A 23,832-nucleotide genomic window follows, 5' to 3' on the forward strand; every position below is an offset into this window, starting at 1 on the left:
CCCTGGCGTGAATAGATGGCGTTGGGTGCAGCTATAACGTGCAAACGCTGCGTCTTCCGCCATGTTATGCCCAGGCGTAACGTTCTGACAGCGCCACGTTCAAGGCCGCAGACACAGGTGACCCAATGAAAACCCATGTTCCACCGACAACCTCCCACCCCCTTCCCTCTGCCTCGCGCGGGGCCTTGGCCAGCCTGGCGCTCTCGACCCTGCTGGCGTCCCTGGGCGCGAGTGTCGCCACGGTGGGCTTGCCGACCCTGGCCCAGGCATTCGAGGCATCCTTCCAGCAGGTCCAGTGGGTGGTGCTGGCGTACCTGCTGGTGATAACCACGCTGATTGTCAGCGTCGGGCGCCTGGGGGACCTGATGGGTCGGCGCAGACTGTTACTGATCGGCATCGTGCTGTTCACGGTCGCCTCGGCAGGCTGTGGCGCGGCGCCTTCGCTCGGCTGGCTGCTCACAGGCCGGGCCCTGCAAGGCCTGGGTGCCGCCATCATGATGACGCTGACCCTGGCCCTGGCCAGTGACACCGTCAGCCAGGGCAAGACCGGCAGCGCCATGGGCCTGCTGGCGACGTTGTCGGCGGTGGGCACCGCGCTCGGGCCAAGCCTGGGTGGCGCGTTGATCAGCGGCTTTGGCTGGCAGGCGCTGTTCCTGGTCAATGTGCCCCTTGGCATGCTTACGCTGGGGCTGGCCTGGCGCTCGCTGCCGGTGCGACCACCCCAGGCGACTGGCGCGCGGTTCGATGTCTACGGCACGCTGGTGCTGGCAGCCACCCTCGGCGCCTACGCCCTGGCCATGACCTCCGGGCGCGGCGACTTTGGCGGGCTGAATGTGGCGCTGTTGCTGATCGCGGCTTTGGGGGCCGGGCTGTTTGTGTGGGTCCAATCCCGGTCCGTCTCGCCGCTGATCCCGTTGACCGCGTTCCGGGACCGCCTGCTGGTGTCCGGGTTGGCAACGAGTGCCGTGGTCGCCACGGTGATGATGGCGACGCTGCTGGTCGGCCCCTTCTACTTGTCGATCGCCCTTGGCTTGCCGGCGGCACTCGTCGGCCTGGTGCTGGCGGTGGGCCCCTGCGTGGCCGCGCTGGCCGGCGTCCCGGCCGGGCGCCTGACCGACCGCATCGGTGTGCGCCCCATGCGCCTGGCGGGACTGGCCACCATGGTCCTTGGCAGCCTGATGCTTTCGCTGGTTTCACCGGCCCTCGGCATCGGCGGCTACCTTGGCGCCATCGTGGTGACGACCCTCGGCTACGCCTTCTTCCAGACGGCCAACACCACCGCCGTGATGGCCAATGTGGCCGCCCACCGACGAGGCGTGATTGCCGGCCTGCTCAATCTGTCGCGCAACCTGGGCTTTTTTACGGGGGCATCGGTGCTGGGGGCAGTGTTCGCCCATGCGTCGGCGACGCCTGACATCGGCAATGCCAGCCCCGAGGCAATCACAAGCGGCCTGCACACGACCTTCGCTGTCGCCCTGGCCATGGTCGTCCTGGCCCTGCTCATCGCCTTCAAATACCGCGCGCCAGAGCCCTTGCACGAGGTCCAGGACGGCGTACGCGAAGCGTGATGGCAAAACAGAATCTACCGTTTAGGCCTTGATGCAGATCAAAAGAATTGAACCAATCGCTAAACGGACTGAAAAAAGCCACATGACATTCATTTTCAGGTGCTATTTTTAGTTCTCACTGGTAGGGCCAAGATGGCTCTTCCTTCCTGACATGAGCAAAAGGAAGCGCTCGATTGAAGAAGGTGGGCAACACATGAATAAAGGATCTTTCAGCAAGGTTACCTTCCCCAACGCCTGCCAGCTGATGCGCTGGCATTTTCATCCAATGGGCTTTGAAGCCAGCATGGACGCCCCCGGCAGCATGGTCGCCCGATTGTTTGACCGTGCCAGTGGCGAGACCATGATCGCCATCGCCGGCATCCCCTGCGCAACCGTGATGAACGCCCCGGATGTGGAGCGCATCATTGAAGCAGTGGAAGCCGAGCTGGAAGCCTTCGTGCCACCGGTTGGCTTGCGCAGATTTGCTTCCTGACCGATCAACTCACCCGCTCCGCTTGTTGGAGCGGGTCCATCACAGCCATCGCGTTCCCCTACCCCCCCTGTGGGAGCGAGCTTGCTCGCGAAGGGGCCAGCTTGGCCGCCCCCTTACTTTCTGATCTACCGCTTTCGCGAGCAAGCCCGCTCCCACAGGGGCCGAGCCGATTGCAGTTGCTCCTCAACGCCCACTTGACTTGCATCAACCATTGCGGGCACGCCGATGATCCGCGAAGAACGGCTTGCCCGTGCCGATCCGATCCGAAGCCTTGGGGGCGTTCGCTGGCTGGCCGTCCGGAGCATCGACGTACCAGTAGCAGTGCTGCACCGCACGGGTGATGCCCACATACGCCAGGCGCAGGATCTCGTCCTTTTGCGCAGTGTCGTAGGGTTCGGTATCGCCGTCCTGGCCCAGCCCGGCCATTCGGTAGACCTGGTTCTTGTAGGGCGACCGGGTCAGGTGCTGACAATCGCCTAGCAGGAACACCGCATCAGCCTGCAACCCCTTAGCGCTGTGATAGGTCATTTGCCTGAGCCGTCGTGTTTCGTACGGCAAGTTAGAATCCACATTAACAGTTGGCGAAATATACTTTTCAATCAATGACTTATCGCTGCTTTTTCGATACAGCATCAAGATTGAATCACCCTTTTGATAGTGTTCTTCAAGCCGCCGAGCCAGGCCTTCGTCATCCCGATCCAACACGTTGACCGGGCTCAACGATCGAGGCTGGCCGCTCGCCTTGGCCTTCTTCCCGGGGATCGCGGCGGCCGCTCGCACGATGTGCTCGGCGGCATCGATGATGTGCTGATGACTGCGGTAGTTATCGGTCAGCATCACCCGCGTGGTCGCCGGCGACGGGAACTGCTTGTTGAACGCCATGAAGTAGCTTGGCGAACTGCCGCGCCAGCCATAAATCGATTGCCAATCATCACCGACGCACAGCAACGAAGAACGCTGGGCGCCGCGCCCTACGTGCATCGCCGGGCCTCGGCTGCGCACTTCGCGAAGGCTGGCGCGCAACCAGGAGACGATTTGCGGCGAAACGTCCTGAAACTCGTCGATCATCAAGTGCGACAGGGGCCTGAGCATGCTGTCGCTCAACAGCTTGAAGTTTTCCGGCGTCTGCTCACTGAACAACGCGAACATCCGGTTGTAGGCCATGATCGGTGGCGACTGGTCCAGCAGGTGATCCTCGAAAGCCCGCCAGTAGCGACTCAATGCCTCGAAGAAGTAGCGATCAGGATCATCCTGGGCAAACGACATCCGTCCCACGGCATCCGGCACATCCAGGCCAAGGTTCTCGATAAAACCTGCGGCGGCGACAAAACAGTCCAGCAATGGCGCCGAGGCAAGCTCGCCCTTGACCTTGTAGTCGAAACCGGGACCGGCGCTGGCATCCCCCGCCAGCGAGGCAAGAACACGCTTGGATGACTCATAGCTTTCAATCCAAATCAAAGGCTTACGACAGAAAGCTTGAAACAAGGTGCGCTTTACCGCCCACTCGGCGCGCACACTCAGCTTGGCCCCCGGACGGCTCAGGCGAGCATCTTCCCGCGGATCGAAACCCAGCACGACCCAAGCATCCAAGGACGGGATGTAGCCGTGGCAGCGAAAGGTCGAGCCGTTGATTTCAAAGGCTTGCCGCTTCGACTCGACGCCTTTGATAGGCCAGGCGCCGGCGCGCACCCACAAGTCTTCGATCGCGTCACACAACGCCTCATCGCGCTGGGCCGCCAACTCGGTCACGGCCACACGTTTTTGCACGTCCGGGTGATCGCGCTCCAATTCCTTGAGTTGCAGCGCATGCCGGGACAGCGGCTTGATCAGCTCACGAAATCGCTCGTCCCGTTGGTAAAGCCGGTGGTAGCAGGCATTGAGATGCTGGCGCTGGACATCATTGATGCGCAAATCAAAGGGGTTGCCCTGCCCATCGTCGTCATTCACCTCGCGGTGACTGAGGGCCTCGAACGCTTGAAGGCGCTCGAACCCGGGCAGGCTGCGGACCATCGGCAAGATCCGCGAGTGGAAGGTGCGCACGAGGTCACGCGCCTGCTTGAGGCTGATCGCACGCCCCCAGAGGCCAAATACGTCGATCAGCTTCTGGATGAAGTCCTTGCGCGACTCCCGGGTAAACGTCACCACGGTCATCGAGTCCAATTCGAAACCCAGGTAATGCACCAGCAACAGGATGCGCAGCACCAGCGTCGTGGATTTGCCCGCGCCCGCCCCGGCGACCACCGAGGTCGAGGGGGTGTCACTGAAAATCATTTTCCATTGCGCGGCGCTGGGTTGCCCATGGGCCGGCAGCAACCGGGCGACATCGGCCTTGATACGCTTCTTCAATTCGGCGTTCAACGGCAGGCGCCAGTCATCGAACAGCGAGTCATCGACCTGCGGGGCCGGGTGCTCCGTGCTGCGGGAATCACGGATCAACAGGACCTGGCGTCCATCTTCCAGCCCTTCTTTATAGCCATAGTCAAAACCGGCGGTATGGCCGCTGCGAAACCCGTCGGCCTGGCCGTGCAGCCAGGAACTGCGGTGCTGGGCTCGAAGCCGTGTCAGGCCATGACCAAAAAACCGCGCCGCCAGGCGTTTAAGCCACGGCATCTGCGCAAGAGGCAAGAGATCGGGAGGAAGATCGGGAGTGTGTTGCGACACGCGTAGGAACTCCGGTGTTCTGAAACATGGCAGACATGGTGTCTGCATTTGCCGTCAGGTTCCACCAGAAATCTTATTTGTCATGGGGTTAGGCGATGAAGTGAAAGGTATCTGGAGCTTTAAAGGCTTGTGTGGGGACGAGCCTGCTTGCGAAGGCGGTGCTTCAGTCGACATCTCTGTTGAATGTAATACCACCTTCGCGAGCAAGCTCACTCCCACAGGAGGCGGATTGGCGTCATGCCTGGGGAAGTCATCTTCCACAGGCATGAACGCCCCACTCACTGCCCGGAGATCGCCCCGTCCACCAGGGTTTGCGCTTCGGCCACCAGTTGTTTGAGGTGATCTTCACCAATGAAGCTCTCGGCGTAGATCTTGTAGATATCCTCGGTGCCCGACGGACGAGCCGCAAACCAGCCGTTTTCGGTCATGACCTTCAGCCCACCGATGGCCTGGTCGTTGCCCGGCGCGTGGCTGAGGATGTTCTGGATCTTCTCGCCGGCCAGTTCGGTGGACGCCACCTGCTCCGGCGACAATTTGCTCAACAATGCCTTCTGCTGCGGGCTGGCCTTGGCGTCGACGCGCACCGAGAACGGCTCGCCCAACTCTTCGGTCAGGGCGCGGTAAGCCTGGCTGGGGTCACGACCGGTGCGAGCGGTCATTTCGGCCGCCAGCAGCGCCGGGATCAGGCCGTCCTTGTCGGTACTCCAGACGCCACCGTCCTTGCGCAGGAACGACGCGCCGGCGCTTTCTTCACCGCCGAAGCCCAGGGAGCCGTCAAACAGGCCATCGGCAAACCACTTGAAGCCCACCGGCACTTCATAGAGGCGCCGCCCCAGGCGCTTGGCCACGCGATCGATCAGGCCGCTGCTGACCACGGTCTTGCCCACGGCCGCATCGGCGCGCCATTGCGGCCGGTTCTGGAACAGGTAGTCGATGGACACCGCCAGGTAGTTGTTGGGAGCCAGCAGGCCACCGGACGGCGTGACGATGCCATGGCGGTCATGGTCCGGGTCACAGGCGAAGGCCACGTCGAAACGTTCCTTCAAGCCGATCAACCCTTGCATGGCGTGGCTGGAGGATGGATCCATGCGGATTTGCCCGTCCCAGTCGACGGTCATGAAGCGGAAAGTCGAGTCGACCTGGGTGTTCACCACGTCCAGGTCCAGGCGATAGTGCTCGGCAATCGCCGGCCAGTAGCGCACCCCGGCACCGCCCAGCGGGTCGACGCCCAGGCGCAGACCCGCCGCGCGGATGGCATCGAAATCGATGACATTGACCAGGTCAGCCACGTAACTGTTGACGTAGTCGTGACGGTGGGTCGTGCTCGCCTTCAGGGCTTGTTCATAGCTGATACGCTTGACCCCGGCCAGCTCATTGGCCAGCAGCTCGTTGGCCTTGGCCTCGATCCATTTGGTGATGTGGGTGTCGGCCGGGCCGCCGTTGGTGGGGTTGTATTTGTAGCCACCGCTTTGAGGCGGGTTGTGGGACGGCGTGATGACAATACCGTCCGCCAGCCCCGTGGTGCGGCCACGGTTGTAGCAAAGAATGGCGTGGGAAACCGCCGGTGTCGGGGTGTATTCGTCGCCCTCGGCGATCATCACGGTCACGCCGTTGGCGGCGAACACTTCCAGCGCGCTTGCGCCTGCCGGTGTCGACAGCGCGTGGGTATCGATGCCAATGAACAGCGGCCCAGTGATGCCCTGGGCTTCGCGGTACAGGCAGATCGCCTGACTGATGGCCAGCACGTGCCACTCGTTGAACCCCAGGTCGAAGGAACTGCCACGGTGGCCGGAGGTGCCGAACGCCACGCGCTGGGTGGCAACCGATGCGTCGGGGCGGCCGGTGTAATAGGCCGTCACCAGTCGCGGGATATCGATCAACAACTCTGCCGGTGCCGGCTTGCCCGCAAATGGACTGACTGTCATGCAAAACCTCTGGATAGAGTGGCTCGGGAAATGGGATGCAGTTTACTGACAGTTCGACCATGGCGCGATGGGTTCGATCCATCACCCGCCATTACGCGGGTTCGAGCCGCAGGGCATCGGCCAGTGCGCAGAGTGCCGCGTCCAGGTCCTGCGTGCCATTGAGGGCATGCGTCAGGCGCAGATGTTGTCCATACAGCCCCTGGAGGCTGAACAGTTCGCCAGGCGCGATGACGATGCGCTGGGCCAGCAGCCGCTGGAACACCCGTCGCAGGTCGACCTGCCGTGTCGACTGCAACCAGATCGTCGCCCCGCCCTGGGGCTCAGGCCAATGCAGGCTGTCCCCCAGCCGCTCGCGCAACAGCTGGTTCGCCGACACGGCGCTGTCGCGCAACAGGCGCCGCAACACCAGCAAGTGCTGGTCGACCCTGCCATTGCTGTACAAACGGGCGATGGCTTTCTGGCGAATGGGTGAAAGGCGAAAAGCCCGTAACAGGAAATGGCGCTGCAGATGCAGGGTCAGCTGGCGCGACAGCACGTAGCCATACGGTGCTTCCGGGCCGATGGTTTTCTCGAAAGTGGAATAGACGATCAGCCGATCGGGGTCGAGCAGGTCGCGAAACGGCACGGTGTCGGCTTCGAACGCCAGGTCGGTATAGCTGTCGTTCTCCAACACCCAGGTCCCGTGCCGCTCCAGCAGCCGGGCGACGGCACGGCGGTTCTCGTCAGGCACGAGGGTCCCCCTGGGCATGTTCAGGATCGAAGACAGCATCACCAGGCACACCGTTTCGTTCACCAGCAAGTGTTCGAGCTGTTCAAGATCGAAACCCCCGGCGGCCTGCAGCGGCAATTCGATGACGTTGACCCCGGCCGCCTGCAGCAGGCGCAGGACCGTCCAGTCGCAGGGTGATTCAATCAATACAGTGGCGTCCCGGAGCGCCAGCGCAGCGATCAGGATCTCCAGGACGCCCCGCAGGTCAGCGCCCAGGTAGACATCGTCGGCATTCCAGCATCGGGCCGGCGAAGAGGTGTAGCGGGCCGCCAGCGCCGTGCGCAACTCCAGCTCACCCCAAGGCTGCGAGGGCATTTGCGGGGAACGCGGGTACTGGCGCAGCAACTCGCGTTCGAGCAGCAACAGCGGACTGTCCAGCGGCTGCATGGACGCCGGTTCATCGGCACTGAGCACCCGCATGCCCGGCCGTCGCACATTGACGTACAAGCGCTCCAGCAGGTCGTCACCGCCCTCGAGGCTTGCGACGCAAGGCACCGGCAACGCGTAGTAGCCGGATTTGGCGATCGAGTAGACCCGGCCTTCCTTTTCCAGCAGTGAATACGCGTACTGGATGGTGGAAATCGACACGTTCAGGCGCTCGGACAATTGCCGCAATGACGGCAGGCGCACCCGGGCATCGACCCCCATCTCGTTGATCAGCGTGGTCAGGTACCGATAAACCGCCTGGTAGGCGAAGTCTGTCTCCCGGCAGCCCTTCATGGCATCAGGCCCAGGCGGCGAGCCCTGCCCGGCCGTGCCGCGGCGCCCGGCGGCATGACGGGAAGCAGGGTGCAGGAAACCATCAAGCCTCGCTCCTCAATGCCGGGCCGAGCGTTCGCACAGGTCATCATCGCCCTGCTCGGCTTGTGCCGCGTCGGCACCGTCCAAGGCCTGTTGCAGGTCATGTTCGGGCTGGTTTTCCAGCCGTTCCGAGCGCGTGACGCTCGACCGATACAACGTACCGAGCACGTCCATGGGCAAACCGCTGACATCGACCATCCAATGTGCCACCTGGTCGGCAATGGCCGCGCCCTGCATCGCCTTGTGCAGGTCCGGCATCGCCACCAGCATGCCCGGGTGGCAGCAGCGCAGGAAATGCTCCAGGCCCGCCCCCTCTTCCACGAACGGCGCGAACAGCATGCACACCAGCTGCGTTTCGCTGAGCCCCATGATTTTCTGCGCCTCCTGGGCGGCCTGGACACGGCGCTGCGGGATTTGCAGGGGCGAACCGAACATCGCCTGCGCCTGCTCGCAGGCGTATTCCGGCAGTTGCTTGCGGTGCATGATCATCACCGCGCGCTGCGCGTAGTCCCCATACCCGGCTTCATAGCTGCGCCCATGCAGGTAGCAGGCCTGCAAGCCATGCAAGTGCGCCGACAGCAGCGGGCTGAGGTATTCGTTCTCGGACGTCGACGGAATGAGGTTCTCGGTCTGCACCCGCAGGAATTCATTGAACAAAGGCCAATTGGTGCCTTCCAGACGATCGACGGTCAAGTCATCGATACCGATGTGCCCCACCCGCCGACAGGCCTCGAAGTGACCTTCCGGCTGCCACGGGACCAAGTGCTCGGGACCGTAGACCTGCCCATAGAGCTCGCTGCCAAGGGTATCCAACTGGGCAAAGAGGCTGTCGAAACCGTTGCCGCTGTCGGCCACCAGGCCGATCTTGCCGGCCGCGCGCCGAAGCCCCGACATGAAGTTTTTCTGCTGGCGCGGCGTATCACTGCTGACCAGTGAGTCCACCCCCGCTTCCCAGCGCGCCATGTGCCGATAGAACTCCGCCATGGCCAGGTAACCCTCGTCCCCGACCTCCAGGGGGCTGTCCACCGAACGCAGGTGCCCCAGCACCAGCATGTCCATGCGATTGGCTTCGTGTCCCGCCACCGACAGCGGCTGCGTGTGATTGAACGGCACCACCTCGCGATTATCGGCCATCAGCAGCTCGACCCGAGGGTCGTCATAGACGAACAGCGCGCTGTAGCAGCGATGGATGTTTTCCAGGGTGGCCTGGGTGGTCTGGCTCAGGCGAGGCGTGGCCACGCGCAAGGCGAAGGTCGCTGGATGCCGGCCTGCGATGCTCAACTGTGCGGCTCGCAGTGCCGTCAGCACATAGAAGCCATCCCGGCTGCCGTTCTGCACTGTCAACACGCGATAATCACCCATCCGATCGATGCCTCCGGCGGCGACAATTAAACGCTGGATCAACAACTGCAATGCGGTTCGTTCTGCCCGGGAATAAAAACCCAACAGTCGCTGCAATACTTGTTGATACACGTGAGTCATTGCTTGCTCATGGATTGCACTCATAGCCATTTACCTGGAAATTCAACGGTCGGCGTCGCCTTCGCACCCACGGGCCGAGCGACGTATTGATATGGATAGATTGTTCTAGTGCTGCAAAGAGTATTAGCAGTACATTCAAGCCTTGCTTGCTGTCATTATTTGATACATACGCTTGCGGATTCGCTCGCCGCCTTCAACCCGCCGCTGAAAGCCGCATGGGCACTGGACGTGGTTGATCCCCTAGCACGTCCTAGGAGATTTCCGACAACGTCCCACAGACAATGAGTACATGAAATAAGGAACTTGCCGAACTTGAATCGACGTCCCACTACAACCGGCACGATTGACGATCGGTAGATAGGCTTACACCAAGTAAGGCTCAATGCACCTTGATTATAATTTGAAGGGCAACCCCCTTCGGAAAAGTTATACCACGCCACGACTTCTTCCTTGAGACGAAAACAAGCGTTCAATTATCAGGACTTAAACAATGATTGGAAGATACAGATTAAGGACAAAAACCAGTTCAGATGCGGGCGGGCAAACAGATCAGAAAGAGACGGCCCCAGCCAGGGCACTTGGGCAGGCAGGTACCCGGCAACGAGACCGGCAGCACAGGAAGGAAAGGCAGGCGCTCAGGCCGTAGGCAGCGCAAGAGCCGGGACACTGACTCTTGCGCGAGGCGTCGATCAGGCAGGATCGACGACTTGGAGGGCAACACGTTCGCGGCAAGGACATTCGTCCATGTAGCGATGGGCTTCGACAAACTCGGTGAATGGGAAGATCCGGGTCTTGAGGGGCACCACCACGCGGTCTGCTGTCAGCTGGTTGATGTCGCGCAGGGCCCGTTGCAAAGCCACTTGGTCCTGGACGATGCCCAGTTCCGGCTTGCCGGTAAAGTTGCCGATGCAATGCACGAAGAACTGGATGTTCTTCTGGAACGCCGCACACGCCGGGAACGGCGTCTGGTTGCCGCCCTGCAGGCCATACAGCACCAGGCTGCCACGCGGTGCCAGCACATCGCCGAGCAGCGACATCTGCGGCCCGCCGAGGCCGTCGAAGACCACGTCGACGCCACGGTTGTCGGTCAGCTTGTTGATTTGCATCAGCAAGTCCTGCTCCTCGGTGACGATGACCTTCTCGGCCCCCAGGGACAACAGGTATTCACGCTCGTCGGCCGTCTTGGTCGCCGCGATCACCCGCACGCCCAGGGCCTTGCCCAGTTGCACGAAGGACGGGCCGGCGCAGTGGCTGGCATCGGTGACCAGGGCGAACTGCCCCGGCTTGACCCGCGCCAGGTCGACGTAAGCGAAGTAGGCGATCAGCAACGGCGTGTAGTGCACGGCCGCCTCGATCGGGCTGAGCACATCAGGGTAACGGGTCAGCGCGGTGCGCGGCAGCACGATGACTTCACCGTACACCGGATAATCGTTAGGGCTCTCGGCCGGGAAGCTGGCGACCTTGTCACCCACGACCAGGTCGTCGACACCCTCGCCCACGGCCGTGACCACACCGGCCATCTCATGGCCCAACCCGGAAGGCAGGCGGGCCTGGGACGAAGCCAGGTTCTGGCGCCACAAGGTGTCGTACCAACTGATGCCGATCGCTTCGACACGGACCTGCACTTCTCCTGGCGCAGGAAGAGCCGCCGCATGCTCTTCGCATTTGAGCACCTCGGCACCACCAAACTTGTGAAAACGGATCGTGCGGGACATCGCAAACCTCGTCAAAGTAACCTCTAATGCCATGAACTCTATCCGGGCTTTGTGCCCAAGACCATCAGTGGCTATTAATAGTCGACATGCCTGTCATTGATTCCGCAGCAAGAAAATGAACCGTTCCTGTCGGCTTTATCCCTGGGAAACCCGAATTAGCCAGTGCAGAGTACCAGCCTTTCCCCGTAAGATTCATGCCGGCCATTGTTGCCATATGGCCGCCCACGTCAAGCTTACCGAATCAGCCAGGACCCCAGATGAATCGTAATGACCTGCGGCGTGTCGACTTGAACCTGTTGATCGTGTTCGAAACACTGATGCATGAGCGCAGTGTGACCCGTGCGGCCGAGAAATTGTTCCTCGGCCAGCCGGCCATCAGCGCCGCGCTGTCACGCCTGCGCAGCCTGTTCGATGACCCCCTGTTCGTGCGCACCGGCCGCAGCATGGAGCCTTCGGCCCGGGCGGTGGAGATATTCGCCCTGCTCTCCCCAGCCCTGGATTCGATTTCCACGGCGGTCAGCCGCGCCGCGGAATTCGACCCGGCCACCAGCACCTCGGTGTTTCGGATCGGCCTGTCGGACGACGCCGAATTCGCCCTGCTGCCGATGCTGCTCAAGCGCCTGCGGGCCGAAGCCCCCGGCATCGTGCTGGTGGTGCGCCGCGTCAACTACATCCTGATGCCCGGCCTGCTGGCCTCTGGGGAAATCTCCATCGGCGTCAGCTACACCGACGACCTGCCGGCCAACGCCAAGCGCAAGGTCTTGCGGCGCAGCATGCCCAAGGTCCTGCGGGCCGACACCGCGCCGGGACGCCTGACCCTGGACGAGTTCTGCGCCCGCCCCCATGCGCTGGTGTCCTTCGCCGGCGACCTCAGCGGCTTTATCGACGAAGAACTGGAAAAGCTCGAGCGCAAGCGCCACGTGGTATTGGCCGTACCGCAGTTCAACGGCTTGAGCACCTTGCTGGCAGGCACCGACATCATCGCCACCGTACCCGACTACACCGCCGACGCCCTCACCGCCGCCGGCGGCGTGCGCGCCGAAGACCCACCGATACCGGTGCGCAGCTTCGAACTGCACATGGCCTGGCGCGGCTCCCAGGACAACGACCCAGGGGAGCGTTGGTTGCGGTCGCGGATTCAGATGTTTTTTGGCGATCCCGATAGCTTGTAAATGGAGCTCCAGTGAATTCCATAAAAGCAGAGCTGGCCACTGACATAGACCACCCCGCGGTGCACCACGTCGGGTACAGAGTCGCCGCGCGGCGCGAGCGGTTCGGGGAGCGCGACACCGATTTGGGCAAGCTTTGCGCACGAGATCATGTGGGTTCCTGGTGATAGACAGACCGTCGGGAGCCGACAGCCTACTATCCGGAAACCTGCGGTTTACTTGCCCAGAATGTTCTCCAGCGCAGCGGTATGGCCGGCCGGGTCGTTTTCGCTGGACATCACTTCGATGATGGTGATCTTCTGATCGCTCATCGTCATCAGCGAGGCCATCAGCAGTTTCAGGCCGTTGAAATCGTCGGTGCCGTCCAGGCGGTACATCCTCAAGCCGTTCACCTGGATGGTCTTCTCGCCAGTCATGCGAAAGTTGGGTGAGGCGGCCTGCTGCTTATCCTTCAAGGTATCCACGGCAATGCGAAACGCAGCGTCCGGGGTGGTACCCGCAGTCGGCGCCGGACCTTCGGTAACGATGATGGCCCGCTCGCTTTTCGGATCGAAGTACATCGTGCCGCCGTTCTCGCTGTTCAAGATACGGGCCTCGACGCCTTCCAGCACGAAGTTCAGCTTGCCGCCTGCCAGGGACACCGATTGCGTGTCCGATACCGCCGTAGCGTTAGGCGAGGCAGCAACTGCCATGGTGGCCGAGCCGCTCAAGGCAGTAAGCACGCACAAGGAAAGGGTCCAGCCCAACAGCAAATGCTTCGACATTGATAGCGCCTTATTTTTCAGGCCATCGAATACCGATGACCTGTCGCGCGAACAGCCTAGCTTACTTGCGTGCCCACTTGTCCAGTGATGTTGTTCACAGCCGCAGCGTGTCGCTTTTATTTGCGGTCAACTTGGGGTTGATACCCTTCGCGAGGAGCGCCCGTAGTTCTCAACTCTCGACGTATTGAGTGCGTTTTCACGCAGCCTGGGCCGAAAGCTGCCATTCGCGGGAGCAGGTGTATTAAGCCAGGGATCACGTAATGTGGAGCTTTTATCTGACGCTCAGCTTGCGCTTCGTCTCAGCTAACTCGCGCATATGGAAGCGCTTTCAGCAGATGCTTATGACGACGGACGTGGCGGTAAGGTTTTAGAGCCTTGTTCAGCCCAGAACGTCCGATCTTCAATCCTTGCTCAATTTGGGTATGGCCATACGGCTACCCGCTTTGATTTCGCGCAAAGCCAGACTCGACTGAATAGACGCGATGCCGACCTGGCGCCTCAGCACTTGCTCGATAAAGTCGCTATAGCTATCAAGATCCTCGGCCAACACTTGAAGTACATAGTCGGCATCTCCGGTGATCTTGTGGCAAGCCAATACCTCTGGCAATTGCGCAATCACTGCCTCGAAGGCGTCCGGAGCGTGATCGGCATGGGTGGAAAAGCGAATGTGCACGAATGCCATGATATCCAGCCCGAGCATTCGCCGATCAAGGTTGGCTTGATAGCCCTTGATGACACCCGCCTCTTCCATTCGCTTGCGCCGCCGCCAGCACGGAGTAAGGCTCAACGACAGCCGTTCACTGAGTTCGGCATTGGAAATGTTCGCGTCCTCCTGCAACAACTCAAGAATAGCCAGATCGGTTTCATCGAGACTGATGCGTTTGGATATTTTTTTCTGCATGAAACCACTCCTGAGTAAAAACTTCCGAATAATCCGCCAAGTCGTGGAAAGAAAGCAAAGAAAGCGCAGCCATGCCGGAACAGAATATTTGCACTGGCTCACATTAACGGATGCGCAGAATGTTTACAGTTTTCAGTGATTCCCACCGGTTGCACCACGGCACCGAATTGAAAGACGGCGCGCTCAAACCGTCTTTCGAACAGCCGAGTCGGGCCGACACGGTGCACAACCGCGTCAAACAGGTTGGACTTGGTCAGATCATCGAACCGCGCGCTTTTGATCGCTCGTGCTACGTCAACGCGCACAGCGAGCGCTACGTCAGTTTTCTGGAAAATGCCTGGAGCGAATGGTGCGCAACCGGTCGCACTCACGATGCCTTGCCGCTGGTATGGCCGGTGCGCGATCTGGCCGGCGAAGAGGTGCCAGCGTTCATCGATGGCAAGCTTGGCTTTTATGCCATGGACGCTGGCTCACCCATTACCGCAACGACCTGGCAAGCCGTGAAAACCAGCGCCGATATCGCCCTCACCGGCCTGGCCCTGCTCGATGAAGGCCACGACAGTACCTTCGCCCTATGCCGTCCACCTGGTCATCACGCCGCACGCGAATACATGGGCGGTTATTGCTACCTCAACAACGCCGCCATTGCCGCGCAGCAGGCCATCACCCAAGGCGCCAAACGTGTCGCGGTGCTGGACGTCGACTTCCATCACGGCAACGGCACGCAGAACATTTTTTATCAGCGCAGCGACGTCATGTTCGTGTCGCTGCACGGCGAACCGGCGGTGTCCTACCCGTATTTCTCGGGTTACGGCCACGAAGTCGGCGCAGGTGCCGGCGAGGGTTACAACGTCAACTATCCCCTGCCGAAAAACACCACCTGGGAGAGCTATCGCAACGCCCTGCTCCATGCCTGCAAAAAACTCCAGCAGTTCTCGCCGCAAGTGCTGGTGATTTCCTTGGGAGTCGACACGTTCAAGGACGATCCCATCAGTCACTTCCTACTGGAAAGTGAAGACTTCATTGGCATCGGTGAACTGATCGCGAGCGTCGGCTGCCCGACCCTGTTCGTGATGGAGGGCGGCTACATGGTCGATGAGATCGGCATCAATGCCGTCAACGTACTGCACGGTTTCGAGAGCAAACGCAGCTGAGCCCCCCACGCTCTACAACCTTTCAATGCCTGGATCGGAGAATAAGAACATGACGCTTTTTATAGATGTCGATGATGCTGCACGCTTGTTCACCCAAGTCGGTATCCGCCGCGCCATCCGCGAAATGGCGGGCTACATCGAAGCCGACTACGCACGCTGGGCGCAGTTTGATAAATCACCGCGCACGGCCAACCACTCAACAGACGGCGTGATCGAGTTGATGCCGACCGACGATGGCCAGCAGTACTCGTTCAAATACGTCAACGGCCACCCCAACAACGGCCAGCAGAATTTACTGACGGTCATGGCCTTCGGACTTTTGGCGGATGTGCAGAGTGGCTATCCTACCCTGCTCAGCGAACTCACCCTGACCACCGCCGTGCGCACAGCAGCCACCTCCGCGTTGGTCGCGCAATCGCTGGCTCGCCCCGGTGCGACCTCGATGGCCCTGATCGGCAACGGTGCCCAAAGTGAATTTCAGGCGCTGGCCTTTCATGAAATGTTGGGCGTCAACGAAATCCGTATTTTCGATATCGATCAAGAAGCGTCCCTCAAACTGAAGCACAACCTCGCGGCGTTCCCGGACATCGAAGTGATTCTGGCCAGCTCGGTGAAGGACGCGGTCAAGGGCGCGGACATCGTCACCACAGTCACCGCCGACAAAGCCTACGCAACCATTCTGACGCCCGAGATGATCGAGACCGGCATGCACATCAATGCGGTCGGTGGTGACTGCCCTGGTAAAACCGAACTGCACGCCGACATCCTGCGCAACGCCCGGGTCATCGTCGAGTTCGAACCGCAAACTCGCATTGAGGGCGACATCCAGCAACTGGAAGCCGACTCCCCGGTGATAGAGTTTTTCCAGATTGTGCAGGGCGAAGTGGCCGGACGCGAAAACGATATGCAAGTGACAGTGTTTGATTCGGTGGGCTTTGCCTTGGAAGACTTTTCGTCACTGCGCTATCTCAACGACCTGGCTCAGGCACAGCAAATCGGCCAGCGTGTCCACCTGGTCCCGACGCCGGCCAACATCAAAAATCTATTCCAACTGCTGGATCCACCACCGGCCAAAGCCTCGCGTCTACGCACCGTCAGTTGATCGGTGATGACCGCCCTTCGCCACTTGGCGAGGGGCCATTCACCCTCCAAGCATCGTCTTGATTAGCCGCTGCTTCTCTAACAAAAACGCTCGACATCCACTTTCTGCCAAAACTCAAAAACATAAAATCAAGAGGTTTTGCAATGAAATCGAACCCTTCCGGGCTGCTTGAACAGCCCGCGTTGCAGCGCACGCTCAGCAATCGTCACATCCAGTTGATGGCCATGGGCGGTGCCATCGGGACCGGCCTGTTCATGGGCTCCGGGAAAATTATCGCCCTCTCCGGGACGTCGATCATCCTCATCTACATGATCATCGGTCTGTTCGTGTTTTTCGTCATGCGCGCCATGGGCGAAATGCTCCTGTCCAACCTCAACTTCAAAACCTTTGCTGACTTCGCCGGCGCCTACCTCGGCCCGCGCGCAGCGTTCTTTCTCGGCTGGTCGTACTGGCTGAGCTGGAGCGTAGCGGTGATCGGCGACGCCGTCGTGGTCGGCGGATTTTTCCAGTACTGGTTTCCGGATATGCCGGCGTGGATACCCGCCGTCGGCATGCTGGCGACACTGTTCGCGTTGAATGTGCTCACGGTCAGACTGTTCGGTGAGGTGGAGTTCTGGTTCGCGATCATCAAGATCATTGCCGTCGTGACCCTGATCGGCGTCAGCACCGTGTTGATTGCCAGCTCCTTCGTCTCCCCCAGTGGTGTCACCGCATCCCTGAGCCACCTGGTGGACAAACAGGCGGCTTTCCCTAACGGATTGCTTGGCTTCTTCGCCGGATTTCAAATGGCGATCTTCTCCTTCGCCGGCACCGAGCTGATCGGCACCGCCGCCGCTGAAACCCGCTCGCCGGAGAAGACCCTGCCCAAAGCCATCAACTCTATTCCGCTGCGGATCATCCTGTTCTACGTCCTCGCGCTGAGCTGCATTATTGCCGTGACATCGTGGCAACAGGTTTCCCCCGTCAAAAGCCCTTTTGTCGAACTGTTCCTCGTCGCCGGGTTTCCCGCAGCGGCCGGTATCGTCAACTTCGTGGTCCTGACCTCGGCGGCCTCATCGGCCAACAGCGGTGTATTTTCATCGAGCCGCATGCTGTTCGGGTTGGCGAATCAAGACAACGCTCCGGGTATTTTTCGGCGTCTATCAGGCAACAGCGTGCCTCTGCTGAGCCTGGCCTTCACAACACTATTGATGCTGCTGGGTGTGCTCGTGCTGTTCATCGTTCCGGAAGTCATGACGGCATTCACCATCGTTTCCACCGTGTCTGCGATCCTGGTGATCTTCACTTGGTCAACCATTCTCGCGTCTTACATTGCCTACCGCAAAAAGCGTCCTGAGCTTCATGCCAAATCTGCTTACAAGATGCCCGGCGGTGTTCCAATGGCATGGTTCTCAATGGCTTTTCTGGGCTTCGTTCTCTGCCTGCTGGCATTAAGACCTGACACCCGCGTTGCCCTGTTGGTCATGCCGGGGTGGTTCATATGGCTGGCAATTGCTTATCAGTTAACACGTAGGTGGAAGCCTGAAACCGCAGTTGAATCGGCAAACCAATTCGGTTGAGCTGCTCTAACGAACCCTCTGCGCTGGAGGGCTGTAACAACGAGACAGCCCTCTATTTGAACCGCTGAGAAGTCGTCCTAGAGCCTAGTCAAAATGTTCTTCGGCGACCCCGACAGCCTGTAATCGAGCGTCACCAACCGAACCCAGCAAACACGCTGACGGCGAAGTCCCTGATCTCTGCTTGGAAGTCAGGGCATCGAGCAAGGTCGGCAAATCCCCCTCCAAGATTGGCGATTGAAGCATCCATTTTACGGCCACGTGTATTTGAGCATGGGGCGGCGTCGCACGCCGTGCTGATGGTGTTCGCCCAGAGCATGATGGGAACCGCTCAAACCGCCTACCCTGCCACCCCTGTTAAAGGCGTAATCCTTGAAAACTAACCACCCGATCCCATGGAAGCACCCTACATGCCTATCGACTTCAGACCCGCTCAAGCCTCGGACGCGCACGATATTGCGCGCTTCTTTCAACTGACATCGGAGGGCATGGCCGATTACATATGGAGCAAGCTTGCCGCACCGGGAGAAGCGTTGCTGAGTGTCGGTGCGTCTCGCTATTCCAGGGAACACGGCGACTTTTCCTACAAGAACTGCCTGATGGCCACTTTCGAAGGGCGTGTCATCGGCATGATGCATAGCTATGCCTTGCGCGCGACCCCTGACGGGCCTGTCGAGACCGACCCGGTCCTCGCGCCTTATTCCGACATGGAAATACCCGATACCTTGTACATATCCAGCCTGGCTCTGGATGAGGCCTGGCGCAACCAGGGGCTGGGCGTCAAGTTTCTTCGCCACGCCCAGCAGCGCGCCGAAGACTCTGGGCTGGAGGGGCTATGCCTGATCGATTATGCAGAAAACCACGGTGCCCGCCGATTCTACGAACGGCATGGTTTTCAAATTGTTAAAACCTGCCAGATCGTTCCGCACCCGATGCTGGGCGTAACCGGTGAAGCCTACTTGATGTATCGCCCTACCCAAAACGTGCTCGAGAAAAAACCATGAACAAGAAACTGACCGTATTCCGCGAACTGGATATCCAACCGGTGCGCGACCTTCCCTTTTTTGAAGAAGTCCTTGAAGGCACCCCTCACACGCTGACGTCCAAGTACTATCACGATGAACAGCAAGGTCGCATTTCCGGAGAATGGGAAGCCAGCACCGGAGCGTGGCGCATCGACTACAAGGTTTGGGAGTTCTGCCATGTCCTGAGTGGACGCTGCGTCATCGAGCTTGAAGGTTGCGCCCCGCTCACACTGGCCGCTGGCGACACGTTCATTATCGAACCGGGCGCCAAGGGGACATGGACCGTGCTGGAAGACATGAAAAAGAACTTCGTGATCCTCTTGCCCGCGCAATAGAGCCCTGTGTTCACGGTCGTATCGAAAACCACCGATACGACTGGCCAGCACATCCCTTCTTCCTGGGCGTCCACGACCCCACCCGTCATTAACCCTTCTTCACCTTCAGACTTCGTTAAGAAACGGCACGGATACTTCGCTCAAATCCATTGAGGGAGGCGTTCTGCCCATGCCCGAGTCCGATTGGAACATCCCCCTGCCCCTGCACTTTGGCCAGGCTGAAACACCCCTGATGAGCCTGTCCGGTGCAGAGCACGGTGACGCTCAGCGAGCCGTATTCGAAGCGTTTATCCAACAGCGTTTCCGCAAGGCCCACGGTGCCGACATCCGTCAGTTCATGCCCCAGTTGTTGGGCGTGCACAACGGCACTGGCGAGCTCTGCGCGGTGGCCGGCCTGCGCCGCGCGCACCTTGAGCCGCTGTTTCTCGAACGTTACCTGCAAGCGCCGATCGAGCTGCTGGTCAGCGCAGCCGCCGACCGTACGGTGGACCGTCGTGCGATCGTCGAGGTCGGCAATCTCGCGGCCAGTGACACCGGCAGCGCCCGTCTGTGCATCATCGCCATTACCTACCTGCTGGCCATGGGTGGGCTGGAGTGGGTGACTTTCACCGGCAACATCGGCCTGGTCAACAGCTTCCACCGCCTGGGCCTCAAGCCGGTGACGCTGTGCGCCGCCGACCCCGAACGCCTGGGCGAGGAGCGCCATCACTGGGGCAGCTATTACGAAAGCAAGCCCTGGGTGCACGTGGGGAACATCCGCGCCGGGTTCATTCATTTACGCAACATCGGCTTGTTCACTCGCCTCGGTTTGCCCACGTCGATTGAAGGTGCCTGCCATGTCGCTTGAACTGCAGCGTTTCCAGGAAACCTTGCGCAGCCATGCCGGACGAAACGACGGCACCGTAGCGCTGTGGGGCGACACCCAGAAGATCGACTACGTGACCCTGTACTCCCAGGTGCTGTATCGCCAGGAGCGCTTGCGCGAAGAACAGGCGCACGTCATCGCCCTGGCGCTGGACAATGGCATCGAGGCGATGCTGTGGGACCTGGCTGCGCTGTGGGAAGGCGTGGCCTGCGTGACGCTACCGCCGTTTTTCAGCCCGGCCCAGCGGGCCCATTGCTTGATGCAGAGCCAGGCGACACGGGTCGTTGCCGAGCCGGAGCTTGCGGACGAATTAATCGCCGCTGGCTACACCCGGCGCGGTGAATTCTGGTGTCGCACCTTCGAGGGTGGGCAGCGCCTGCCGGCCGGCACCGCCAAGTTGACCTTTACATCCGGCACCACCGGCACGCCCAAAGGCGTCTGCCTGAGCGCCGACAGCCTGCTACGGGTGGCCAGGGAACTGGAGCAGGCCAGCCTGCCCAGCGCGCCGCAGCACCATGTGGCACTGCTGCCGCTGGCGATCCTGCTGGAGAATCTCGGCTGCTACGCCGCCCTCTACGCCGGAGCCACGTTGAGCCTGCCAAGCCAGAAAACCCTGGGCATCCAGGGCGCCAGCGGCGTGGACGTGCCGCGCCTGCTGAGCAACCTCGCCGACCGCAAGGCGCAGAGCCTGATCCTGGTGCCCCAGTTGCTGTTGATGCTGGTCAGCGCCGCCGAACAACAGGCGTTCGACCCGCGTCACCTGCGCTTTATCGCGGTGGGCGGTGCTCGGGTGGCGCGAGACCTGCTGCACCGCGCGCAACGGCTCGGCCTGCCGGTCTACGAAGGCTACGGCTTGTCCGAATGCGCTTCGGTCGTGTGCCTCAACCGCCCCGGCGCTCACCGGCCTGGCAGCGTTGGCAAACCCCTGCCCCATGTTGAAGTACGCCTGGCCGAGGACGGTGAAGTGCTGATCAAGGGCTCGACCCTGTTGGGTTACCTGGGCGAACCGCTGCACACCGAACAATGGTGGCCGAGCGGCGACCTGGGTGAATTCGACGCCGAAGGGTTTCTTTACCTCAAGGGTCGCAAGAAGCATCAGTTCGTCACCAGTTTCGGGCGCAACGTCAATCCAGAGTGGATCGAGTCCGAACTGACCCAGCGCCACCACATCGCCCAAGCCTTCGTGTACGGCGAGGCCCAGCCACTCAACCATGCCTTGCTCTGGCCCCATCGCCCTGATTGCAGCGACGAGCAACTGGCCGCCGCCGTCGCCGAAGCCAACCAGGCACTTCCCGGCTACGCCCAGGTGCACCGCTGGACCCGCCTGCCCCAGCCCTTCAGCGCCGCCAACGGTTTGCTCACCGCCAATGGGCGTCCCCGTCGTGACGCCATCGTCGCTTTGTATCGTAACCAACTGACCGAATCCGCCCTTTCCGAGGAACCTGCATCATGAGTTTTTTCGACACCCTGCAAGAAGCCACGCAACAGGAACGCCACGAGTTGTTCAACCTGCCGATCATCGTCGATGCGTTGCAAGGCCGGGTCAGCCTGGACAGTTATCGCGCGTTCCTGGCCCAGGCCTACTACCACGTGCGCCACACGGTGCCGCTGATGATGGCGTGCGGCGCGCGCCTGCCAACACGCCTGGAATGGCTGCGCAAGGCGGTGTGCGAGTACATCGAGGATGAATATGGCCACGAACAGTGGGTGCTCAACGATATCGCCGCATGTGGCGGGGACCGTGACGCCGTTCGAGACGGCCAGCCTTCGCTGTCGATCGAACTGATGACCGGCTTCCTCTATGACACCATCGCCCGAGGCAACCCGGTAGGGTTGTTCGGCATGGTCAATGTGCTCGAAGGCACCAGCATCGCCCTGGCCACCCACGCCGCCGGCAGCATCCGCGAACGCCTGGCCTTGCCGGAAACCGCTTTCAGCTACCTCAGCTCCCACGGCTCGCTCGACATCGAGCACATGCAGACCTACCGCCGACTGATGAACAAGCTTGAAGACCCGGAAGATCAGGCCGCGGTGATTCATGCCTCGAAGGTTGTCTATCGACTCTACACCGACATGTTCCGGGGCCTGCCCCGTGAAGCGCAGGCACACCATGCAGCTGCATGAGGCGCGAGTCGTGCTGACCGGCGCCAGCGGCGGCATCGGCCTGGCGATCACCGAGACCTTGTGCGCAGCCGGTGCGCGGGTACTGGCGGTGGCGCGGCACCAAGACGCGCTGCAGGCCTTGCTCAAGCGCTATCCGCAGAACCTCAGTTGGGTGGCCGCCGACCTGACGCTGGCGGCCGACCAGGGCAAGGTGCTGGCTGCCGCCGAGAGCGTGGGCGGCATCAACCTGCTGATCAATGCGGCCGGGGTCAACCACTTCGCCATGCTCGAACAGCTCGACGACAGTGACATCCAGGGGATGCTGGCGGTGAACGTCGGTGCGCCGATCTGTCTGACCAAACGGCTGCTGCCCATGCTCAAGCAGGCGGACAGCGCAATGGTGGTCAATGTCGGCTCCACTTACGGCTCGATCGGCTACCCCGGTTATGCCAGCTACTGCGCGACCAAGTTTGCCCTGCGCGGTTTTTCCGAAGCCTTGCGCCGGGAACTGGCGGATACCCGGGTCAGTGTCCTGTACGTCGCGCCCCGCGCCACCCGCACCTCGATGAACAGCGCCGCCGCGCAAGCCTTGAACGATGCGCTCAAGGCCAGCGTCGACGACCCACAAGCCGTGGCGTCGGCGGTGGCCCATGCCATCGCCGGGGAGCGCCGCGATGTGTACCTGGGCTGGCCGGAGCGCTTCTTCGTGCGCCTCAACAGCCTGCTGCCAAACCTGGTGGACCGCGGCCTGCGCAAGCAACTGCCGCTGATCCGCCGCCTCAGTGAAAAAACCGGGAACGAGCCACCAAAACCATGAAAAACATCCTCGCATGCCTGTTGCTAGGCGCCCTCAGCCAAGGTGCCTGGGCAATGGACACCGCCGATCAGCAACGCCTCGATGGCATTCAGCAGAGCTGGGCGCACATCCAATACGAAATGCCGGAAAAACAGCGCGCCGCCGCGTTCGAGCAGTTGGCGGCGCAAGCCACACGCTTCACTGCCGAACGTCCGGCGGTCGCTGAGGCCTGGATCTGGAAAGGCATCGTCACCAGCAGTTGGGCCGGCGCCGAGGGCGGCCTCGGAGCGTTGGGCAAGGCCAAGGACGCCAGAGCCGACCTGGAAAAATCCCTGAGCCTGGACCCCAAGGCCCTGCAAGGCTCAGCCTACACCAGCCTCGCCGCGCTGTATGACCGGGTCCCAGGCTGGCCGATCGGCTTTGGCGACAGCGACAAGGCCGAGCAACTGCTCAAGCAATCGCTGCAACTGAACCCCGATGGAATCGACAGCCTGTACTTCTGGGGCGATCACCTTTACCGTCAAAAGCACTACGCTGAAGCCAGGGCGGCGCTGCAAAAAGCCCTGCAAGCCGCGCCCCGTCCGGGCCGGGAAAGCGCCGATGCCGGGCGGCGCAAAGAGATTGCCGCGCTGATGGTGGACGTGGACAAAAAACTCGACTGATGGGAGT

General features: G+C 61.1%; 20 protein-coding genes. 13 read left to right on the forward strand and 7 right to left on the reverse strand.

Translation table 11 applies throughout. The annotated features are described in order from the left end of the window. The first annotated feature begins 125 nt into the window (after nt 1-125). Both AD664_RS04430 and AD664_RS04435 read left to right on the forward strand, forming a co-directional pair. A complete protein-coding gene (locus tag AD664_RS04430) occupies nt 126-1,568 on the forward strand; it encodes an MFS transporter (RefSeq protein ID WP_053144660.1) in 1,443 nt (480 codons plus the stop codon). A gap of 193 nt (nt 1,569-1,761) precedes the next feature. Then, the gene (locus tag AD664_RS04435) at nt 1,762-2,040 is read left to right on the forward strand and encodes a DUF1652 domain-containing protein (RefSeq protein ID WP_003201764.1); all 279 of its coding nucleotides are present in this window, start codon (nt 1,762-1,764) and stop codon (nt 2,038-2,040) included. Between the two features lie 204 nt (nt 2,041-2,244). Here the strand turns inward: AD664_RS04435 and AD664_RS04440 are convergent, their stop codons facing one another. From AD664_RS04440 to AD664_RS04460, 5 genes are all read right to left on the reverse strand, one after another. Further along, nucleotides 2,245-4,650 (reverse strand): UvrD-helicase domain-containing protein, encoded by a 2,406-nt coding sequence (locus tag AD664_RS04440; RefSeq protein ID WP_371260942.1) that lies wholly within the window; start codon nt 4,648-4,650, stop codon nt 2,245-2,247. Between the two features lie 329 nt (nt 4,651-4,979). After that, nucleotides 4,980-6,626 carry a phosphoglucomutase (alpha-D-glucose-1,6-bisphosphate-dependent) gene (gene pgm, locus AD664_RS04445; protein WP_053144664.1) on the reverse strand — a complete coding sequence of 549 codons (1,647 nt, stop codon included), beginning with the start codon at nt 6,624-6,626 and terminating at the stop codon, nt 4,980-4,982. Nucleotides 6,627-6,717: 91 nt separating this feature from the next. After that, complete coding sequence (locus AD664_RS04450) at nt 6,718-8,115, reverse strand: aminotransferase class I/II-fold pyridoxal phosphate-dependent enzyme (RefSeq protein WP_053144665.1); 1,398 nt, start codon at nt 8,113-8,115, stop codon at nt 6,718-6,720. Between the two features lie 96 nt (nt 8,116-8,211). Beyond that, a complete protein-coding gene (locus tag AD664_RS04455; RefSeq protein ID WP_053144667.1) occupies nt 8,212-9,702 on the reverse strand; it encodes a hypothetical protein in 1,491 nt (496 codons plus the stop codon). Nucleotides 9,703-10,367: 665 nt separating this feature from the next. After that, the gene (locus AD664_RS04460; protein WP_042730643.1) at nt 10,368-11,393 is read right to left on the reverse strand and encodes a zinc-dependent alcohol dehydrogenase family protein; all 1,026 of its coding nucleotides are present in this window, start codon (nt 11,391-11,393) and stop codon (nt 10,368-10,370) included. 257 nt (nt 11,394-11,650) lie between these two features. Here AD664_RS04460 and AD664_RS04465 point away from each other — a divergent pair, with 257 nt between their 5' ends. Beyond that, nucleotides 11,651-12,565: a LysR family transcriptional regulator gene (locus tag AD664_RS04465; protein WP_042730644.1), complete on the forward strand. Its 915-nt coding sequence runs from the start codon at nt 11,651-11,653 to the stop codon at nt 12,563-12,565. Nucleotides 12,566-12,777: 212 nt separating this feature from the next. Here AD664_RS04465 and AD664_RS04470 read toward each other — a convergent pair whose 3' ends face one another. Together AD664_RS04470 and AD664_RS04475 are read right to left on the reverse strand one after the other, a co-directional pair. Next, nucleotides 12,778-13,326: a hypothetical protein gene (locus tag AD664_RS04470; RefSeq protein WP_047738683.1), complete on the reverse strand. Its 549-nt coding sequence runs from the start codon at nt 13,324-13,326 to the stop codon at nt 12,778-12,780. A 400-nt stretch (nt 13,327-13,726) separates the two neighbouring features. Further along, complete coding sequence (locus tag AD664_RS04475) at nt 13,727-14,227, reverse strand: Lrp/AsnC family transcriptional regulator (protein ID WP_024778535.1); 501 nt, start codon at nt 14,225-14,227, stop codon at nt 13,727-13,729. Nucleotides 14,228-14,346: 119 nt separating this feature from the next. On the opposite strand from AD664_RS04475, the gene AD664_RS04480 reads away from it, so the two are divergent. The 10 genes from AD664_RS04480 (at nt 14,347) to AD664_RS04525 (ending at nt 23,825) form a co-directional block, all read left to right on the forward strand. Next, complete coding sequence (locus AD664_RS04480) at nt 14,347-15,381, forward strand: histone deacetylase family protein (RefSeq protein ID WP_053144670.1); 1,035 nt, start codon at nt 14,347-14,349, stop codon at nt 15,379-15,381. Between the two features lie 49 nt (nt 15,382-15,430). Further along, nucleotides 15,431-16,483: an ornithine cyclodeaminase gene (locus AD664_RS04485; RefSeq protein ID WP_053144671.1), complete on the forward strand. Its 1,053-nt coding sequence runs from the start codon at nt 15,431-15,433 to the stop codon at nt 16,481-16,483. Between the two features lie 143 nt (nt 16,484-16,626). After that, on the forward strand, nt 16,627-18,042 hold the full coding sequence (locus tag AD664_RS04490) for an amino acid permease (protein ID WP_047738685.1): 1,416 nt from the start codon (nt 16,627-16,629) through the stop codon (nt 18,040-18,042). Between the two features lie 407 nt (nt 18,043-18,449). Beyond that, complete coding sequence (locus tag AD664_RS04495) at nt 18,450-19,043, forward strand: GNAT family N-acetyltransferase (protein ID WP_172679690.1); 594 nt, start codon at nt 18,450-18,452, stop codon at nt 19,041-19,043. After that, nucleotides 19,040-19,399, forward strand: a complete 360-nt coding sequence (locus AD664_RS04500) for a cupin domain-containing protein (RefSeq protein ID WP_042730651.1) — start codon at nt 19,040-19,042, stop codon at nt 19,397-19,399. The genes AD664_RS04495 and AD664_RS04500 overlap by 4 nt, the downstream gene beginning before the upstream one ends. Nucleotides 19,400-19,568: 169 nt before the next feature. Continuing rightward, nucleotides 19,569-20,246 carry a thermostable hemolysin gene (locus AD664_RS04505; RefSeq protein ID WP_042730652.1) on the forward strand — a complete coding sequence of 226 codons (678 nt, stop codon included), beginning with the start codon at nt 19,569-19,571 and terminating at the stop codon, nt 20,244-20,246. Continuing rightward, on the forward strand, nt 20,236-21,717 hold the full coding sequence (locus AD664_RS04510; RefSeq protein ID WP_053144675.1) for an AMP-binding protein: 1,482 nt from the start codon (nt 20,236-20,238) through the stop codon (nt 21,715-21,717). The genes AD664_RS04505 and AD664_RS04510 overlap by 11 nt, the downstream gene beginning before the upstream one ends. After that, nucleotides 21,714-22,388: a TenA family transcriptional regulator gene (locus tag AD664_RS04515; RefSeq protein ID WP_053144677.1), complete on the forward strand. Its 675-nt coding sequence runs from the start codon at nt 21,714-21,716 to the stop codon at nt 22,386-22,388. The genes AD664_RS04510 and AD664_RS04515 overlap by 4 nt, the downstream gene beginning before the upstream one ends. Next, nucleotides 22,375-23,184, forward strand: coding sequence for an SDR family oxidoreductase (locus tag AD664_RS04520; RefSeq protein WP_053144679.1), 810 nt, complete (start codon nt 22,375-22,377; stop codon nt 23,182-23,184). Before AD664_RS04515 ends, AD664_RS04520 begins: the two co-directional genes overlap by 14 nt. After that, the gene (locus tag AD664_RS04525; RefSeq protein WP_053144681.1) at nt 23,181-23,825 is read left to right on the forward strand and encodes a tetratricopeptide repeat protein; all 645 of its coding nucleotides are present in this window, start codon (nt 23,181-23,183) and stop codon (nt 23,823-23,825) included. The genes AD664_RS04520 and AD664_RS04525 overlap by 4 nt, the downstream gene beginning before the upstream one ends. Nucleotides 23,826-23,832: the final 7 nt, after the last annotated feature.

It is taken from the genome of Pseudomonas sp. P97.38 (assembly GCF_001269745.1).
Taxonomy (GTDB): Bacteria; Pseudomonadota; Gammaproteobacteria; order Pseudomonadales; family Pseudomonadaceae; genus Aquipseudomonas; species Aquipseudomonas chlororaphis_E.

Excerpts from the sequence above, each read along its gene's own strand:
- AD664_RS04430 (WP_053144660.1), top strand. The coding sequence starts at position 126 with ATGAAAACCCATGTTCCACCGACAACCTCCCACCCCCTTCCCTCTGCC.
- AD664_RS04435 (WP_003201764.1), top strand. The coding sequence starts at position 1,762 with ATGAATAAAGGATCTTTCAGCAAGGTTACCTTCCCCAACGCCTGCCAG.
- AD664_RS04440 (WP_371260942.1), bottom strand. The coding sequence starts at position 4,650 with ATGCCGTGGCTTAAACGCCTGGCGGCGCGGTTTTTTGGTCATGGCCTG.
- pgm (WP_053144664.1), bottom strand. The coding sequence starts at position 6,626 with ATGACAGTCAGTCCATTTGCGGGCAAGCCGGCACCGGCAGAGTTGTTG.
- AD664_RS04450 (WP_053144665.1), bottom strand. The coding sequence starts at position 8,115 with ATGAAGGGCTGCCGGGAGACAGACTTCGCCTACCAGGCGGTTTATCGG.
- AD664_RS04455 (WP_053144667.1), bottom strand. The coding sequence starts at position 9,702 with ATGAGTGCAATCCATGAGCAAGCAATGACTCACGTGTATCAACAAGTA.
- AD664_RS04460 (WP_042730643.1), bottom strand. The coding sequence starts at position 11,393 with ATGTCCCGCACGATCCGTTTTCACAAGTTTGGTGGTGCCGAGGTGCTC.
- AD664_RS04465 (WP_042730644.1), top strand. The coding sequence starts at position 11,651 with ATGAATCGTAATGACCTGCGGCGTGTCGACTTGAACCTGTTGATCGTG.
- AD664_RS04470 (WP_047738683.1), bottom strand. The coding sequence starts at position 13,326 with ATGTCGAAGCATTTGCTGTTGGGCTGGACCCTTTCCTTGTGCGTGCTT.
- AD664_RS04475 (WP_024778535.1), bottom strand. The coding sequence starts at position 14,227 with ATGCAGAAAAAAATATCCAAACGCATCAGTCTCGATGAAACCGATCTG.
- AD664_RS04480 (WP_053144670.1), top strand. The coding sequence starts at position 14,347 with ATGTTTACAGTTTTCAGTGATTCCCACCGGTTGCACCACGGCACCGAA.
- AD664_RS04485 (WP_053144671.1), top strand. The coding sequence starts at position 15,431 with ATGACGCTTTTTATAGATGTCGATGATGCTGCACGCTTGTTCACCCAA.
- AD664_RS04490 (WP_047738685.1), top strand. The coding sequence starts at position 16,627 with ATGAAATCGAACCCTTCCGGGCTGCTTGAACAGCCCGCGTTGCAGCGC.
- AD664_RS04495 (WP_172679690.1), top strand. The coding sequence starts at position 18,450 with ATGCCTATCGACTTCAGACCCGCTCAAGCCTCGGACGCGCACGATATT.
- AD664_RS04500 (WP_042730651.1), top strand. The coding sequence starts at position 19,040 with ATGAACAAGAAACTGACCGTATTCCGCGAACTGGATATCCAACCGGTG.
- AD664_RS04505 (WP_042730652.1), top strand. The coding sequence starts at position 19,569 with ATGCCCGAGTCCGATTGGAACATCCCCCTGCCCCTGCACTTTGGCCAG.
- AD664_RS04510 (WP_053144675.1), top strand. The coding sequence starts at position 20,236 with ATGTCGCTTGAACTGCAGCGTTTCCAGGAAACCTTGCGCAGCCATGCC.
- AD664_RS04515 (WP_053144677.1), top strand. The coding sequence starts at position 21,714 with ATGAGTTTTTTCGACACCCTGCAAGAAGCCACGCAACAGGAACGCCAC.
- AD664_RS04520 (WP_053144679.1), top strand. The coding sequence starts at position 22,375 with ATGCAGCTGCATGAGGCGCGAGTCGTGCTGACCGGCGCCAGCGGCGGC.
- AD664_RS04525 (WP_053144681.1), top strand. The coding sequence starts at position 23,181 with ATGAAAAACATCCTCGCATGCCTGTTGCTAGGCGCCCTCAGCCAAGGT.